This is a genomic window from Bacillus sp. SRI_025 (genome assembly GCF_057592095.1).
The window spans coordinates 235,440-252,537 of the sequence record NZ_JBYEGB010000004.1; the positions used below are offsets into that span (position 1 = coordinate 235,440).

Annotated in this window: 15 protein-coding genes; all 15 read left to right on the forward strand. The window is 40.8% G+C overall.

Translation table 11 applies throughout. The annotated features are described in order from the left end of the window. Positions 1 to 73: 73 nt before the first annotated feature. The 15 genes from yfmF to spoVS all read left to right on the forward strand — a co-directional run bounded on the left by yfmF (position 74) and on the right by spoVS (position 16,915). The gene (gene yfmF, locus AC20OE_RS13475) at positions 74 to 1,354 is read left to right on the forward strand and encodes an EF-P 5-aminopentanol modification-associated protein YfmF (protein WP_059376243.1); all 1,281 of its coding nucleotides are present in this window, start codon (positions 74 to 76) and stop codon (positions 1,352 to 1,354) included. Continuing rightward, positions 1,351 to 2,643, forward strand: coding sequence for an EF-P 5-aminopentanol modification-associated protein YfmH (gene yfmH, locus AC20OE_RS13480; RefSeq protein ID WP_039178701.1), 1,293 nt, complete (start codon positions 1,351 to 1,353; stop codon positions 2,641 to 2,643). The genes yfmF and yfmH overlap by 4 nt, the downstream gene beginning before the upstream one ends. A 152-nt stretch (positions 2,644 to 2,795) precedes the next feature. After that, positions 2,796 to 3,272 carry a MarR family winged helix-turn-helix transcriptional regulator gene (locus AC20OE_RS13485; RefSeq protein WP_039178702.1) on the forward strand — a complete coding sequence of 159 codons (477 nt, stop codon included), beginning with the start codon at positions 2,796 to 2,798 and terminating at the stop codon, positions 3,270 to 3,272. Then, entirely contained in the window at positions 3,250 to 6,369 is a 3,120-nt protein-coding gene (locus tag AC20OE_RS13490) for an MMPL family transporter (RefSeq protein WP_487268897.1), read from the forward strand. The genes AC20OE_RS13485 and AC20OE_RS13490 overlap by 23 nt, the downstream gene beginning before the upstream one ends. 31 nt (positions 6,370 to 6,400) lie before the next feature. Beyond that, entirely contained in the window at positions 6,401 to 7,129 is a 729-nt protein-coding gene (ymfI, locus tag AC20OE_RS13495) for an elongation factor P 5-aminopentanone reductase (RefSeq protein WP_039178709.1), read from the forward strand. A 73-nt stretch (positions 7,130 to 7,202) separates the two neighbouring features. Further along, on the forward strand, positions 7,203 to 7,460 hold the full coding sequence (locus tag AC20OE_RS13500; protein WP_024424114.1) for a DUF3243 domain-containing protein: 258 nt from the start codon (positions 7,203 to 7,205) through the stop codon (positions 7,458 to 7,460). 131 nt (positions 7,461 to 7,591) lie between these two features. Next, positions 7,592 to 8,383: a DUF3388 domain-containing protein gene (locus AC20OE_RS13505; RefSeq protein ID WP_003211480.1), complete on the forward strand. Its 792-nt coding sequence runs from the start codon at positions 7,592 to 7,594 to the stop codon at positions 8,381 to 8,383. Between the two features lie 23 nt (positions 8,384 to 8,406). Then, positions 8,407 to 9,306 (forward strand): helix-turn-helix domain-containing protein, encoded by a 900-nt coding sequence (locus AC20OE_RS13510; RefSeq protein ID WP_059376236.1) that lies wholly within the window; start codon positions 8,407 to 8,409, stop codon positions 9,304 to 9,306. Positions 9,307 to 9,381: 75 nt separating this feature from the next. Next, positions 9,382 to 9,963, forward strand: a complete 582-nt coding sequence (gene pgsA / locus AC20OE_RS13515) for a CDP-diacylglycerol--glycerol-3-phosphate 3-phosphatidyltransferase (RefSeq protein WP_487268898.1) — start codon at positions 9,382 to 9,384, stop codon at positions 9,961 to 9,963. Between the two features lie 16 nt (positions 9,964 to 9,979). After that, positions 9,980 to 11,230: a competence/damage-inducible protein A gene (locus AC20OE_RS13520; RefSeq protein ID WP_099663268.1), complete on the forward strand. Its 1,251-nt coding sequence runs from the start codon at positions 9,980 to 9,982 to the stop codon at positions 11,228 to 11,230. Positions 11,231 to 11,409: 179 nt separating this feature from the next. Beyond that, positions 11,410 to 12,453, forward strand: coding sequence for a recombinase RecA (recA, locus tag AC20OE_RS13525; protein WP_039178719.1), 1,044 nt, complete (start codon positions 11,410 to 11,412; stop codon positions 12,451 to 12,453). Positions 12,454 to 12,595: 142 nt separating this feature from the next. Beyond that, on the forward strand, positions 12,596 to 13,771 hold the full coding sequence (locus AC20OE_RS13530) for a serine hydrolase domain-containing protein (RefSeq protein WP_059376232.1): 1,176 nt from the start codon (positions 12,596 to 12,598) through the stop codon (positions 13,769 to 13,771). Positions 13,772 to 14,004: 233 nt separating this feature from the next. Further along, positions 14,005 to 15,567, forward strand: a complete 1,563-nt coding sequence (gene rny / locus AC20OE_RS13535; RefSeq protein ID WP_003211958.1) for a ribonuclease Y — start codon at positions 14,005 to 14,007, stop codon at positions 15,565 to 15,567. Between the two features lie 90 nt (positions 15,568 to 15,657). Next, positions 15,658 to 16,452 carry a TIGR00282 family metallophosphoesterase gene (locus tag AC20OE_RS13540; protein WP_058837655.1) on the forward strand — a complete coding sequence of 265 codons (795 nt, stop codon included), beginning with the start codon at positions 15,658 to 15,660 and terminating at the stop codon, positions 16,450 to 16,452. 202 nt (positions 16,453 to 16,654) lie between these two features. Next, positions 16,655 to 16,915, forward strand: a complete 261-nt coding sequence (spoVS, locus tag AC20OE_RS13545) for a stage V sporulation protein SpoVS (RefSeq protein WP_003211281.1) — start codon at positions 16,655 to 16,657, stop codon at positions 16,913 to 16,915. The last annotated feature ends 183 nt before the right edge of the window (positions 16,916 to 17,098 follow it).

The following is a 17,098-nucleotide window of genomic DNA, read 5'->3' on the forward strand; positions in this document are numbered from 1 at the left end:
TAAATGGCTGTTTCACGTATATATCAGCTATGTTCTAATACATAATAAATAGGATGAACAAAGGAGGTTTCTCATGACGTACTTACAAGAGAAGACACTGGACACACCTGGTCTTCATACTCATATTGTCAAAACAGAAAAATTTAAAACCGTGACAATCCTTTTTAAAATGCTTGCACCGTTATCCAAAGATGACGTCACCATGCGTTCTCTTTTCCCGCATGTGTTGTTAAGAGGAACAGAAAAGATGCCGAAAACAGGTGCATTGCGTGCTTATTTTGATGAGCTCTATGGAGCAACCGTTTCGGCAGACATGGCGAAAAAAGGTGAGAATCACATTATTACCTTCCGTCTAGAAATGGCGAATGAAAAATATCTAAAGGATCAAACCCCTTTACTAGAAAAAGGGATTGCCTTACTATCTGACCTATTATTCCACCCATATGTTGAAGATGGGGTGTTTAGTCAATTATATGTAGATCAAGAAAAACGCACGTTAAAACAGCGAATTCAGGCAGTCTATGATGATAAAATGCGTTATTCGAATTTAAGACTCGTGCAGGAAATGTGTAAAGGTGAACCATATGCACTGCACGTCAATGGTGAAATGGAAGACATCGACGCAATCACCGCTCACTCGCTCTTTGAAGCTTATGAGCATGCGCTTCAATCAAACCAGCTTGATCTTTATGTAGTAGGAGATGTTGACGAACAAGACATCAGCCGAATGGTCTCCCAATACTTTAAAACAAGTGAAAGAGAACCGATCAAACAACAGACTGAATCAGCTAGACCTCAAAATGAACCAAAAGAAGTCATTGATGAAGAGGACGTAAAACAAGGCAAACTGAACATCGGCTTTCGCACACATACAACGATTGCAGATAAAGATTATCCGGCGCTGCATTTGTTTAATGGTATATTCGGCGGTTTCTCGCATTCTAAGCTATTCATCAATGTTCGTGAAAAAGCAAGTCTTGCGTACTACGCTGTTTCTAGACTTGAGAGCTTTAAAGGCATGATGATGGTCATGTCAGGGATTGAAGTTGGCAACTACCAGCAGGCAGTAGACATCATCAAAGAACAATTTGAAGCGATGCAAAAAGGTGATTTTTCTGATGAAGCAATTGATCAAACAAAAGCAGTCGTCAAAAACCAGCTGCTTGAAACGATTGATACATCTTATGGGACAGCAGAATATTTGTATCAGCATGCCGTTGTGCCAACTGGGGAAACCCTTGATTCCTTTTTGGAAGCATTAGAACAAGTGACAAAAGAGGACATCATCAAAGTGGGTCAGAAAATCGAGTGGGATACGACCTATTTTCTTAAAGGAACGGAGGGTGCTTCATGACAGTGAAAACAATTCAATTCGACCAGCTGCAAGAAACGGTCTATCACGAAAAAATGGAAAGCGGACTTGACGTCTATGTGCTGCCAAAGCAAGGGTTTAACAAAACCTATGCGACCTTTACAACAAAATATGGCTCAGTTGATAATGAATTTGTGCCGCTTGGCAAAGAAGACATGATTCGAGTACCTGACGGAATTGCCCATTTCTTAGAGCATAAGCTGTTTGAAAAAGAAGATGGAGACGTGTTTCATACCTTTAGTAAACAAGGAGCATCCGCAAACGCTTTTACTACGTTTACGAGAACGGCTTATTTATTCTCAAGCACCTCAAATGTCGAACAAAATCTTGAGACACTTATTGATTTTGTTCAGGAGCCTTATTTTACTGAAAAAACAGTCGAAAAAGAAAAGGGTATTATTGGCCAAGAGATTAACATGTATGACGACAATCCGGACTGGCGTTTATTCTTTGGTCTGATTGAAAATTTATATCAAGAGCATCCTGTGAGAATAGATATTGCTGGAACAGTAGAGAGCATTGCCCCTATTACAAAAGATCATTTGTATGAATGCTATGAAACGTTCTATCACCCGAGCAATATGCTTCTTTTCGTTGTCGGTCCCGTTGATCCGAAGCAAATTTTAGATCAAGTCAGAGCGAATCAGGCGAAAAAGCCATTTACAGATCAGCCGGAGATCAAACGAAAAGACATCAATGAGCCTGAAGGTGTATATCGGAAAGAATACGAACTACCAATGAACGTACAAGGCTCTAAATGTATGTTCGGGTTGAAAACAAAAAATCCGCATAAAAAAGGAAATCAACTGCTAAAGCATGAGCTTGGGATGAACCTCATTTTAGAGACGCTGTTTGGCAAAAGCTCATTACAATATGAACAGATGTATGAGAAAGGCTTAATTGATGAAACATTCAGCTACGATTATACAGAAGAAGGCGGCTTTGGCTTCACTTCAGTTGGCGGGGATACAAATGATCCTGATCAACTCGCAAAAGTATTAAAAGAAACCCTTCTTCAAGCAAAAAGCCTCATGACAGAGGAGAAAATTGAGCTTGCCCGCAAGAAAAAAATCGGCAGCTTTTTAAAAGCCATGAATTCTCCAGAATACATTGCGAACCAATTTACTCGATATGCATTCTTAGACATGAGCTTATTTGATGTCGTCACAGTGCTGGAACAAATTCAATTAGCTGATATTCAGCAAATTTTAGATGAAGAAATTGATGAAGAACGGATGTCCGTTTTCAAAGTCGTCCCAAAAACAAAATAAATGTAAAAAGACAAACTCATATCGGCAGAGTTTGTCTTTTTTTATGTTTATTGAAAAAGCCGCTTTATTTGCGAGGATATTCATTGACAATTGTTTTGTTCGTTAGTTAAACTCTTTAATAGTTAAACACTTAAACTAAAAAGGAGCAGCGTATGGAACAAAATAAAATTGCCCAGCTCATCCAGAGGTATACAGATGTCTATCTCATGATGGAGAAAAAAGTATCGAGTATGATCACAGAAAAGCTTGATAAAGAGCTGACGCTTGATCAATATTACTCCCTTCGATACATCAATTTACATCCGGGGTGTACATCAACGGACCTGGCTTATGTATGTAATGTAAACAAAAGTGCTGTAACATCTATGACCAATCGTCTTTTTACGAGAAACTATATTTTTCGTGAACATGATCAAGCTGACAGAAGAAATGTTCACCTGTATGTCACGCCAGAGGGCAAAGATGTAGTCAGCCGAATGGAAAAGCAGCTTCAAGACCTAGTTCGATCTTATTTTGAAAAGCTTGAAGAAAAAGAAATGGAATCATTTATTCAAACATATGAAAAGATCTATCAAGTGATCATCGAAGAGGAGGCACAAAGTACTAATGAGAGCAATCATAAAGGGTAGATGGCTGATCACGATCCTGTGGGTCGTATTAGCGGCAGTGTTACTCATCACCGCTCCTAATATGGCGCAATTAACAAAAGAAAAGGGGCAAATTTCTGTACCAGACGGCTATCCGTCCTCATATGCCAATCAGTTATTAAAGAAAATGTCTGAAAACGGGGATACAGAAAAATCAATCGTCATTGTCTTTCAAGAAAAGAACATTGTGAAAGAAAGAGAAACCTCTTTAAAAAAGGCAATGGACATTTTAGAAAAGGGTCAAGATCTCCACATAGAGGACATCACTTCTTACTTTGAAGCCAATAAAGATATTAAAAAACAAATGCTCTCCAAAGATCAAACGACACTTCTTGTTCCAGTTACATATGACTCAAACAAAATCAAAGCATCCGATTTTAAAGAAAGAGTCAATGAAAAGCTGAAAAGCTTAAACCTGAAATTTGAAATGACAGGGCAGCCGTTAATTGATGATGATGTTATCACAAGTTCGCAGGAAGGCTTGAAGAAAACAGAATTCATTACGATTGGGTTTATTCTCGTCGTTCTTGTTCTTGTTTTTAGATCAGCTGTGGCGCCTTTCGTTCCGTTAGTCGCAGTGGCACTGTCTTACTTGGTGAGTCAATCGATCGTGGCTTATTTAGTAAAATATGTAGACTTTCCGCTCTCGACCTTTACTCAAATCTTTATGGTCGCGATCATGTTTGGAATTGGAACGGACTACTGCATACTGCTTCTCAGCCGCTTTAAGGAAGAGATCGCACATGGTAAAGATAAAATTGAGGCGATTCTCATTACGTATAAAACAGCAGGAAAGACCGTCTTATTCAGCGGAATTGCGGTTCTGATTGGTTTTACATGTATTGGTCTGGCACAATTTCAGCTTTATAAATCAGCTGTTGCAGTAGCAGTCGGGGTTGCTGTGCTCATTGTGGCCCTTCTCACGATTGTACCGTTCTTTATGGCGGTTTTAGGAAAGGTGTTATTTTGGCCGATTAAAGGCGATATTGCTCACCCGCAGTCAAAAATGTGGGAAACAGCAGGCCGCTTTTCATTTAAGAAACCGCTTTTCAGCTTAATAATCGTAGGAATCATTACACTTCCGCCCATTCTGATGTATAAAGGAACCCTTTCTTATAACAGCTTAGATGAAATTGGTAACAAATACGAATCGGTCAACGCATTCAATACCATTTCTGACAAGTTTGGACCGGGTGAAGCACTTCCGGCAACAGTGGTCGTGAAATCAGCTGATGTTTTAGACAACAATGAAGGGCTGATTGCCATCGAAAAACTCAGCCGTGCAATTGAACAAACAGATGGTGTCAGCAAAGTCAGAAGTGCTACCCGTCCTGTCGGTAAAGGGCTGAGTGATCTGTACGTGAAATCACAAGCCAAGGAACTGAACACAGGGCTTGATAAAAGCAATGAAGGATTGAAAAAAATTCAGGATGCCCTCACAACAATGAGTCAATCCATTGAGGATCAAACGCCGCAAATCAAATCATCAGGAAAAGGGATTAATCAATTGATTTCCGGTACTGAATCTGTGCAAACAGGGATTCAAAATGTTGAAAAATCCTTAAGAAAATTGCAAAACGGCATCGACCAAAATAAAAAAGGTGTAGAAGCCATTAAAAATGAAATCAAAGGTGCGAAAAAGGAATTAACGGCTCAAGTCGCACAAGTGAATCAGCAAGTTTCGCTGTATAAAAGCATTTCTAAAGAACTAAAGGCGGCGTTAGCGCAAGTGGATACATCATCCTCTGCCGCAGCAGATGTAAAAGCGTTAATCAAACAAGCAAATACACAATTTAGTACACTTGAAAAGCAAATCCCGCAGGTAAAAGAAAATCAATCGTATCAAGCGATCAAAGCTTCGTACAATGAACTTTCTGCGACCTTGCAAGAAGGGGCGAAACAGGCAGACAGCTATGCCAAACAAGCGAAAGAAGCTAGAAAGCAGCTTGAAGCAGCTGATGCCTTTATCGCAAAAGCCTCAGAGCAGCAAAAAGTCTTGACGAGTCAAATCGATGAACTCATTGCTGGCTTAGATGCAGTTGAAACTGGACTGGATCAAACGTCTAAAGGCCAAGGACAATTAGCTGATAATATGCCAAAGCTTGCAAATGGAGCGGGCGACATCATTAATGGTCAAAAGCAAATGAAAGAAAAGATTGGCGGCTTTGGGGATGATCTGACAAAGCTGACAGATGGCCTGAACAAAAGTGTTAATGGACTGGAGAAAATTTCGAGCGGCTTAATGGGTGCAGGTGACTACTTAGATGAACTGAAAAATGCACCAGATCAAGACATGGCCGGCTGGTTTATTCCAAAAGACGTCTTAAAAAATAAAGCGTTCAAGCAAGTATTTGATTCATACATGTCAGATGATCGCAAGATGACAAAAATTGATGTCATTTTAGAAAAAAATCCATATGGAAATGAAGCTCTGTCGACAATAAAACAAGTGGAAGCTTCTGTTGAAAGGGCACTTCCTGAAACAAACCTAAAAGATGCGTCATTTGGCGTTTCAGGTGTATCAAGTATGAACGCTGATCTGAAACAGCTGTCAGACCAAGATTTCAATAAGACGGTGCTTTACATGATGATTGGTATTTTCCTTATTTTGGTGATCTTGTTCCGTTCGCTTGTTATGCCGCTGTACTTGGTAGGTTCACTCATATTGACTTACTTTACAGCAATCGGTATAACAGAATTTATTTTCACCCATTTCTTCGGATATCCAGGCATTAACTGGGCTGTACCATTCTTTGGATTTGTCATATTAATGGCGCTCGGAGTCGATTATTCGATTTTCTTAATGGAGCGATTCAATGAATACAAAACAAAAGACATCCAGTTTGCCATGACCGAATCAATGAAAAATATGGGATCTGTCATTATGTCTGCTGCTGTTATTCTGGCAGGAACATTTGCCGCAATGCTTCCATCAGGTGTGCTGTCTCTCTTGCAGATTGCGACACTTGTCCTCACAGGACTTTTATTGTACGCACTCGTTGTGCTACCATTGTTCGTACCTGTAATGGTGAAATTGTTCGGATCAGCCAACTGGTTCCCATTTAAACGAAAAGAATAGGTATCCCATATAGAAAGAAGGAATCAATGTGATGAGTCGTTGGGCGCTGATAACAGGTGCCAGTGGCGGGATTGGGCAGGCAGCAGCCAAAAAGCTTGCCCAAGAAGGCTGCAACCTAATGCTTCATTATCATAAAAATGAACAGGCAGCTATGCGCCTCGCCGCTCATTTGGATGAGGCATATCACATTCAGACGCATGTCGTTCAAGCAGATTTAGCTATAACGGGCGGAGCAGATGAGCTTGTCAGCCGCCTGCCGCTCTGTCCAGATATACTTGTTTTAAATAGCGGCAGGAGCCATGTCGGATTGGTGACAGACACAGAAAAAGATGTATTAGCCAGTATGGTGCAGCTTCATGTCACAAGTCCATATGAGCTTACCCAATCCCTTTTACCTGCCATGATCCAAAAGAAAGCAGGCCATATCATTGCGGTCAGCTCGATATGGGGAGAAACGGGAGCATCGTGTGAAGTGCTGTACAGCATGGTCAAAGGTGCGCAAAATGCGTTTATAAAAGGATTAGCAAAAGAGCTTGCCCCAAGTGGAATTAGAGCAAATGCTGTCTCACCAGGTGCTGTCAAAACAGACATGATGAGTAGTTTTACGCAGGAAGACATCGCAATGCTGGAAGAAGAAATCCCGCTTGGCCGGCTTGCATCGCCTGAGGAAGTTGCAGATGTCATTTGGTTTCTCGCCTCAAAACAGTCAAGTTATATCACAGGTCAAATTTTATCTGTTAATGGCGGCTGGTACTGTTAAAAAACGTGTATAATTCGTCTCTCCATGACAAAAGCTATGGCTGTAATTCATCTTTTCGAATGGAGGAATCGACATGTCTGTACTTGAGAACTGGGACCATTGGAAAAACTTTTTAGGTGATCGCTTAAATCATGCGCAGGATAAAGGTTTAGAAGATGAGACCATCAATAACCTTGCATATGAAATTGGCGGATATCTAGCTAACGAAGTTGAGGCAAAGAACGAGCAGGAAAGAGTACTTGCTGACCTTTGGAGCGTTGCATCAGAAGATGAGCAGCGTGCCATTGCAAATATGATGGTCAAGTTAGTTGAAAATAATAGCTCGCACTAAACAAAAAGAGGGGTCGTTTGTGCCTCTCTTTTTATTTTAACCGTTTCACAACATTGTGCTTTCTAAAAATGTGAAAATGCTTTATGATAAAGGAAGGTAAAAATTTGCCACAATGAAGGGGGTAATATCATTTGGCAAAGCTCGAATGGTATTTTGAATATGAGATACAGGTAAACCGTCCCGGACTTTTAGGAGACATTTCTTCTCTAATGGGGATGCTTTCAATTAATATTGTGACAATCAATGGTGTTGATGTATCAAGACGCGGAATGCTTTTACGCTGTGACCACACAGATCAAATTAAGCGGCTTGAATCAATTTTAAATACAATGGAAACGATAAAAGTAACGAAATTAAGACAGCCAAAGCTTCGTGACCGCTTAGCTGTTCGTCATGGAAGATACATACAGCGTGATGCGGATGACAAAAAGACGTTCCGTTTTGAAAGAGACGAGCTCGGTCTTCTTGTTGATTTTATGGCTGAACTCTTTAAAAAAGAAGGACATAAATTGATTGGGATTCGCGGTATGCCGCGTGTCGGAAAAACAGAATCAATTGTGGCTTCAAGTGTTTGTGCAAGCAAGAGATGGCTGTTTGTATCGTCTACTCTTTTGAAACAGACGATCCGAAGTCAGCTGATCGCAGATGAATACAGCCCAGATAACGTCTTTATTATTGATGGAATTGTGTCGACAAGAAGAGGTTCTGAGAAGCATTTGCAGCTTTTAAGGGAAATTATGAGACTGCCTGCAACAAAGGTGGTCGAGCATCCAGACATCTTTATTCAAAATTCAGAATATACAATGGATGATTTCGACTATATCATTGAATTGCGTAATAGCGCAGACGAAGAGATTACATATGAACACGCTGAAGAACCACAAGTGTTTGATCATTCTGGTTTTTCTGGCTTCGATTTTTAATATGGTAATGGTAGGTGTTTGTTTTGACTGAATTGGGAAAACGGCTCGTTGAGGCCAGAGAGGAAAAAGGGATGTCGCTGGAGGATCTTCAGACGGTTACCAAGATCCAAAAGCGCTATTTGCTAGCAATCGAACAAGGAAACTATGATATTATTCCAGGTAAATTTTACGTCAGAGCGTTTATTAAACAATATGCCGAAGCCGTTGGACTGAATCCTGAACAATTGTTCGAAGAGTTTCGTAAAGATGTTCCAAGCACGTACAATGATGAAGTATCTGATAAATTATCGAATATTAAGCCGCAAAGAGAGCTGCCAAAGCCTGCCTCGAAAGTGCTTGAACTATTGCCGACAATTTTAATTATTGGAGGCATCATTGTGGTCATCGCCATCATTTATGTGATCGTGCAGGCGGTCAATCATGATAGCGGACAGAAGAATAATCAGGCGGCCCCTCAGCAATCAGAATCTAAATATGAAGTATCTGAGGATTCATCTCTTGCAAAAGATCAAAAGAAAAAAGAAAAAGCTACGTCAGATGATAAAGAAAAATCATCTAAAAAAGACGATTCATCAAAAGACGATGAAACGGTCTCTTTAAAGGCGACGAATACAGAAGGCTCGACGACTACGTATGAAGTATCAGGTGCAGACGAAATGGAGTTAACAATTTCTGCCTCGCAAGCTTCATGGCTGCGCGTAAGAGACGAATCTGGAAAAGTGCTGAAGATGGGTGAACTAAAAGATGGCGAATCGTTTAAAACAGACCTGTCTGATCTTTCTCAGGTCGATATTCGTCTAGGCAATGCGTCTGGAATTGATATCAAGGTAAATGACGAGACACTTAAGTACGAATTAGACCCTAAGAACACCATGACACAAAACATTGTGATTGTGAATAAAGGAAAGGAAAAGTCATCTTAAGCAAGTAGATGACTTTTCTTTTGTTCCTACTATTATATATACATAAAAATTTGCATTATTGGAGGATTGAATTTCATGTTTAACTTACCGAATAAAATAACCCTTTCTAGGATCGCCTTGATCCCTGTTTTTATGATCATTATGCTTGCACCGTTTGATTGGGGTGTCGCACGCTTTGGCGACGTCAGCATCGAAGTAACGCACCTTGTTGGAGCGTTTCTGTTTATTGTCGCTTCAACAACTGACTGGATTGATGGCTACTACGCACGTAAACTTAATTTAGTGACGAACTTTGGTAAATTTTTAGATCCGCTTGCAGATAAATTGCTTGTTTCAGCTGCTTTAATTATACTTGTTCAATACAACCTCACACCGGCATGGATGGCGATAGTGATCATCAGCCGTGAATTTGCTGTAACAGGTCTAAGGCTTGTATTAGCCGGAGGCGGTGAAGTAGTGGCAGCGAATATGCTTGGAAAAGTGAAGACATGGGCGCAAATCATTGCGATCTCAGCACTTTTACTGCATAACCTGCCGTTTGAACTTGTATCATTCCCGTTTGGTGATCTAGCGATGTGGGTAGCGGTGTTCTTCACTGTTGTCTCAGGCTGGGATTACTTTGCAAAAAACTGGGAAGCTTTAAAGAATTCTAACTAAAAAGGACGTGTACGCTTTGAAGTCAGAGAGAAAAGCAGAAATTATTGCAGTCGGTTCCGAACTATTGCTAGGGCAAATTACGAATACGAATGCACAATTCATCAGCAAACAACTAGCTGGAATTGGTGTGAATGTTTATTACCACACAGCAGTTGGTGACAATCCAGAGCGTTTAAAACAGGCCATTCAGGTGGCGCAGGAAAGATCTAATTTTATTATCTTCTCAGGTGGTCTTGGACCAACCAAAGATGACTTAACAAAAGAAACAATTGCGAGCACGCTCGGTAAAGAGCTTGTACTAAATGAAGAAGCATTTGAATCGATTCAAGACTACTTTCGAAAGACCGGCCGCGATATGTCACCGAACAACCGTAAGCAGGCACTCGTTCTAGAAGGATCAGATGTGCTCGTGAACCGTTTCGGGATGGCCCCAGGTATGTTTGTTCAAGAAGACGATACGTTTTATATGCTTCTTCCTGGACCGCCAAGTGAATTGCACCCGATGTTTGAAAACGAGGCAAAGCCGCTGATTTCTGAGAAGCTTGGCTTGAAGGAAAAAATTGTGTCTGTTGTTCTGCGCTTCTTCGGAATCGGTGAATCGCAGCTTGAAACAGACCTAGAAGATTTAATTGATGCTCAAACCAACCCGACGATTGCACCACTCGCATCTGACGGTGAAGTGACGCTAAGGCTGACTGCTAAGCATGAGGATGAAAAAGAAACAGAACGTCTGTTAAAAGAAACAGAAGCGAAAATTTTAGCTCGGGTAGGAGAGTACTTCTACGGATATGGGGATACATCACTTGTCCGCGAAGCGTCCAAAGCCTTGCACGAGCATGGGAAAACAGTAGCAGCAGCAGAAAGTCTGACTGGTGGAATGTTCTCCGAATGGCTGACAGATCTCGAAGGAGCATCATCCATTTTGAACGGAAGTGTGGTTTGTTATACAAACCAAGTAAAGCAGCAGGTACTTGGCTGCCGGGAAGAAACACTGTCTTCTTATGGGGCTGTCAGCAAAGAGTGCGCTTTAGAGCTTGCTGAAGGGGTTAGAAAGCTAACCGGAAGTGATATTGGCATTAGCTTTACGGGTGTAGCAGGACCTGATACCCAAGAGGGTCAGCCTGTTGGAAAAGTATTCATTGGATTATCCACGAAAGACCAGACGGACGTGTTTGAATGGATGTTTACGGGCAGCCGGTCGGGCATTCGAAAGCGCGCTGTGAAATATGGTCTGCATCACTTACTCAACTTATTAAAAGAGAGTTAATTTTGTTTTTTGTTAGGTTTACTCCTTTATAAAAGAGCGTTTTTTTCTAATAGAAAACACTCTTTTCTTAAAAAATCGGTCGAGAAAAAAATCGAATATGTGTTCGTTTTTTTCTTGGCAAATGACGTAAAACAAGGTATAGTATAGATAGTGGAATTGATAAAGGAGGAAACAATAGAATGAGTGATCGTCAAGCAGCCTTAGATATGGCTCTTAAACAAATAGAAAAACAGTTTGGTAAAGGCTCTATTATGAAACTAGGAGAGCAAACAGATACACGTATTTCAACAGTACCTAGTGGTTCGTTAGCACTTGATACTGCGCTTGGAATAGGCGGATATCCCCGAGGTCGTATTATCGAAGTATATGGTCCAGAGAGTTCTGGTAAAACGACAGTAGCCCTTCATGCCATTGCTGAAGTTCAGCAGCAGGGAGGACAAGCTGCATTTATTGATGCAGAGCATGCACTTGATCCAGTTTACGCTCAAAAACTAGGTGTCAACATTGATGAACTGTTACTTTCTCAGCCGGATACAGGAGAGCAAGCACTTGAAATTGCAGAAGCTCTTGTCCGCAGTGGGGCAGTTGATATTGTTGTGATTGACTCTGTAGCTGCTCTTGTACCAAAAGCAGAGATTGAAGGAGACATGGGTGATTCACACGTTGGTCTTCAAGCGCGTTTGATGTCTCAAGCACTTCGTAAACTATCAGGTGCTATCAACAAATCAAAAACAATTGCCATCTTTATTAACCAAATTCGTGAAAAAGTTGGTGTCATGTTTGGTAACCCTGAAACAACGCCTGGTGGACGTGCGCTAAAGTTCTATTCATCTGTTCGTTTAGAAGTGCGCCGTGCTGAACAGCTGAAACAAGGCAATGACATTATGGGGAATAAAACGAGAATTAAAGTGGTCAAAAACAAAGTAGCACCGCCATTCCGTATTGCGGAAGTAGACATTATGTACGGTGAAGGGATTTCAAAAGAGGGAGAAATCATCGACCTTGGAAGCGAACTAGATATCGTACAAAAGAGCGGCGCTTGGTATTCTTACCAAGAGGAACGTCTTGGACAAGGCCGTGAAAATGCGAAACAGTTCCTAAAAGAAAATAAAGATATCATGCTGATGATCCAGGAGCAAATTCGAGAACATTACGGCTTGGATACTAACGGAGTAACGCAGCAGGAATCTGAAGAAGCGCTAGAACAATTAGAATTAGAATAAAAATTAAATTAGTATGAAATGATAAAAAAGGCTGAGTGAAAAACTCAGCCTTTTTTATTTTGCAAAAAACTTTCGACAACTTTTTCAGTACTTCATCCGTCTAAAGTGTACAAAATGGAATTTATTTTGGGAGGAAAAAATAATGACAAGCCCGACCCGCAGAGGAACTGCAAAACGCAGAGGGAGAAAGCCAAGTCAGAGGGGAAAACTTGTGCTTGTTTTTTTAGCAGCGATGATTTGCTTTACGATGTGGAATGTGCTTCATCGAACTAGTGAAGAAAAAAACCCGTTTCAAAAAACTGCAGTAGCTTTAGAAAACAGCCAGAAAAAAGAAGTCAAAAGGAAAACCGCCAAAATATCAAAGGAACAAATCAAAACAGTGGACCGCAATCACAAAATCAGCAGCTATTTAAAGGAGATTGGTTTCAGCGGAACCGCCATGATTGTTAGGAATGGAGAAATCGTAACAAATAAAGGTTTTGGTTATGCAGACCGTAAACGAAAAATTCGAAATAATCCATCAACATCTTTTTATGTCGGTTCGTCACAAAAAGCGCTGATTGCAACCGCCATTTTACAGCTTGAGGAAAAGGGGAAACTCCGGACAAGTGATCCGGTAAGCACGTATTTACCTCATTTCCCTAACGGACATACAATTACTTTGAAAAATCTGCTTACACATACATCGGGAATAAACGGACATATTGAAGGAAACGGCGCAATTACTCCGGACGAATTAATAAAAGACATAGAACGTCAGGGAATTAATCGTCAGCCGGGCGTATGGGGCTATAAGGATTCCAACTATTCTGTTCTTGCTTATATTGTTGCCGAAGTAAGCGGTGAGTCCTATGAACAATATATAACGAATCATATTTTTAAACCGGCGGGAATGACGCATGCAGGCTTTTACAAAACATATAAAAAAGAACCTTATCCTGCTGTCGGGTATAAGCTGAAAGGCAGCAAAGCGGTTACACCGTATATGCCCGATCTATCTCAGCTGTACGGTGCTGGAGATATTTATATGAGTGCTATAGATATGTACAAATTTGACCAAGCCCTGATTGACGGCAAACTGTATTCGCAGAAGAGCTATAAAAAGATGTTTACGCCAGGAAGCAGCTCCACATACGGAATGGGATTTTATGTTGCTCCCGGTAGCTATTCAAACCATGGTGTCATGCCGGGCTTCAACATTTTGAACAGCTTTAGCAAATCTGGTCAAACCATCGTTGTTTTGTTCTCCAATATACAAAATAACACTAAACTGGGCCAAGTGAACAATAAAGTATATCAGCTGCTGAATCAAGAATAATTCTGATCTGCTTTTGCAAACGCTAAGATAGCTAGCTTGACAAGTATTTCCGACACAATTACAATGGGAATGTATCACTTGTTTTTCTTAACATGATTGATAACTAATTTAAACTTGACAAGGGCAGTGAGGATCTCATTCCCTGTGAAGGCCCTGTATGTTGAGACACAAAACAATGTACATGCCGACACTTTATTTGTAAAACCAAGTTCATAGCAAGAGGAGGTGAAAATATGTCGCCTACGATGTTTACGATCATCTCCATTTTGCTGAGCCTAATCTGTTTAGTTGTTGGCTACTTTGTTCGTAAAACCATTGCAGAAGCAAAAATATCCGGCGCAAGAAACATGGCCGAACAAATTGTTGAGGATGCAAAGCGTGATGCGGAAGCATTGAAGAAAGAAGCGCTCTTGGAAGCGAAAGATGAAATTCATTCGTTTCGTGTAGAGGCGGAGCAAGAAGTTCGTGAAAGACGAAATGAGCTTCAAAGACAAGAAAACCGTTTACTTCAAAAAGAGGAAAATCTTGATCGCAAAGACGAATCTTTAGATAAACGGGAGTCCCTGTTGGAGAAGAGAGATCATTCTCTGAATGAACGACAACAACATATTGAAGAGATGGAAAGCAAAGTGGATGATATGATTCGTTTGCAGAAAGCCGAGTTGGAACGCATTTCAAGTCTAACTCGAGATGAAGCGAAACAAATCATTCTGGATCAAGTTGAAAATGAGCTTTCCCACGACATTGCAGTCATGACGAAAGAATCTGAAAACCGAGCGAAAGAAGAGGCTGACAAAAAGGCGAAAAACATTCTTTCACTTGCGTTACAGCGTTGTGCAGCTGATCATGTAGCTGAAACAACGGTATCTGTAGTCAATCTTCCAAATGATGAGATGAAAGGTCGTATTATCGGACGTGAAGGACGAAATATCCGTACGTTAGAAACGTTAACTGGTATTGACTTGATCATAGATGATACACCTGAAGCTGTTATCCTATCGGGCTTTGATCCGATTAGACGTGAAACAGCGAGGATAGCTCTGGACAAGCTAGTCCAGGATGGCCGCATTCATCCTGCACGAATTGAAGAAATGGTGGAAAAATCACGCCGTGAAGTCGATGATTATATCCGCGAGATGGGTGAGCAAACGACATTCGAAGTCGGAGTTCACGGTCTGCATCCGGATCTTATCAAAATTCTCGGCCGCTTGAAATTCCGTACAAGTTATGGACAAAATGTCCTGAAGCATTCAATTGAGGTTGCACATCTTGCAGGTCTCATGGCTTCAGAGCTTGGAGAAGATGCAAAGCTTGCAAAACGAGCAGGTCTTCTGCATGACATTGGAAAAGCCATTGATCATGAAGTAGAAGGAAGCCACGTAGAAATTGGCGTTGAGCTTGCGACGAAATATAAAGAGCATCCTGTTGTCATCAACAGTATTGCCTCTCACCACGGTGACCAAGAACCGACATCTATTATCGCTGTTCTTGTTGCGGCAGCTGATGCATTATCTGCAGCACGCCCTGGTGCAAGAAGTGAGACGCTTGAAAATTACATTCGGAGACTTGAGAAATTAGAAGATATCTCTGAATCTTATGAAGGTGTTGAAAAATCGTTTGCGATACAGGCTGGACGTGAAGTACGTATTATGGTGAAGCCAGATTCAATTAATGATCTTGAAGCTCACCGTCTAGCAAGGGATATTCGTAAGCGAATTGAGGACGAGCTCGATTACCCTGGTCACATTAAAGTGACAGTCATTCGAGAAACTCGCGCAGTAGAGTATGCAAAATAGAGCGGTGCGCTTAGCGCCGCTTTATTTTTTTGTGTAAATATGCAACACTGATAAGAAGATCAATTTATAAGAGAAAGGGTTCAAAAGCGCATGAAAATATTATTTGTTGGAGATATCGTCGGTTCACCTGGCAGAGACACACTGAAAGAATACTTGCCAAAGCTGAAGAAAAAATATCAGCCGCACTTTACCATTGTCAACGGAGAAAATGCTGCTCACGGGAAAGGCCTGACTGAAAAAATCTATCATGAGCTCCTGCAAGCAGGAGCTGATGTGCTCACAATGGGCAACCATACATGGGATAAAAGAGACATTTTCGATTTCATCGATGATGCAGCCCATATAGTCCGTCCTGCTAACTTCCCAGAAGGCACACCTGGAAAAGGTCTCACGTTTATTAAAAAACAAGGAAAAGAATTGGCTGTCATTAACCTGCAAGGACGTACGTTTTTACCGCCAATTGACTGCCCATTTCAAAAAGTAGATGAATTAATTGCGGAAGCATCCAAACGGACACCGTTTATTTTTATTGATTTTCATGGTGAAGCCACAAGTGAAAAGCAAGCAATGGGCTGGTATACAGACGGCCGTGCATCATGTGTCGTTGGAACGCATACACATGTTCAAACAGCAGATAACCGCGTATTGCCAAAAGGAACTGCGTATATTTCAGATGTTGGGATGACAGGACCTTATGATGGCATTTTAGGTGTTGACCGAGAAACGATTATTAAACGATTCAAAACAAGTCTCCCAGTCCGGTTTGAAATTGCGGAAGGCCGCACGACGTTAAGTGCAGTCATCGTAGAAATTGACGAACAGTCGAAAAAAGCTGTCAAAATTGATCGAATTTTGATAAATGATGACCATATTTTCTTTGAATAAATGTTCACATATTTATTTCAGAAAAATATTAATCAGAAAGAAGGAATATGCGCCCTCTATCGTGAATATAGTAAAAATGGTAGGTAGCCTGCTATTTTTGAAAAACATTTTGGGGATGGATTTTCAAAAAAATAGCATCATCTAACAAAGATTGTTCTAATGAACACTCACTTATCCATTGTAAATTTAAGGGGGAGCAGAAATGGAAATTTTAAAAGTTTCAGCAAAGTCAAATCCGAATTCAGTAGCAGGAGCATTAGCGGGCGTTTTACGTGAACGCGGTGCAGCGGAAATACAAGCAATCGGCGCTGGAGCACTGAATCAGGCGGTTAAGGCTGTCGCCATTGCAAGGGGATTTGTTGCGCCAAGCGGAGTGGATTTGATATGCATTCCAGCCTTTACTGACATTCTGATCGATGGAGAAGAAAGAACAGCCATCAAATTGATTGTTGAGCCACGATAATTCTAATTTTATTATTTTCAACCTGCTTACATCATGTAAGCAGGTTGTTTTTGTTTACCGCTATACATTTCTTATATAACATATTCAGTTCGTGAAATAGATAAAAATGACATATTAGAGCTTGCATTTTTTCACCATGATGATAAATTAAGATTAAGTTGAATTTACTTCATCAAAAATAAA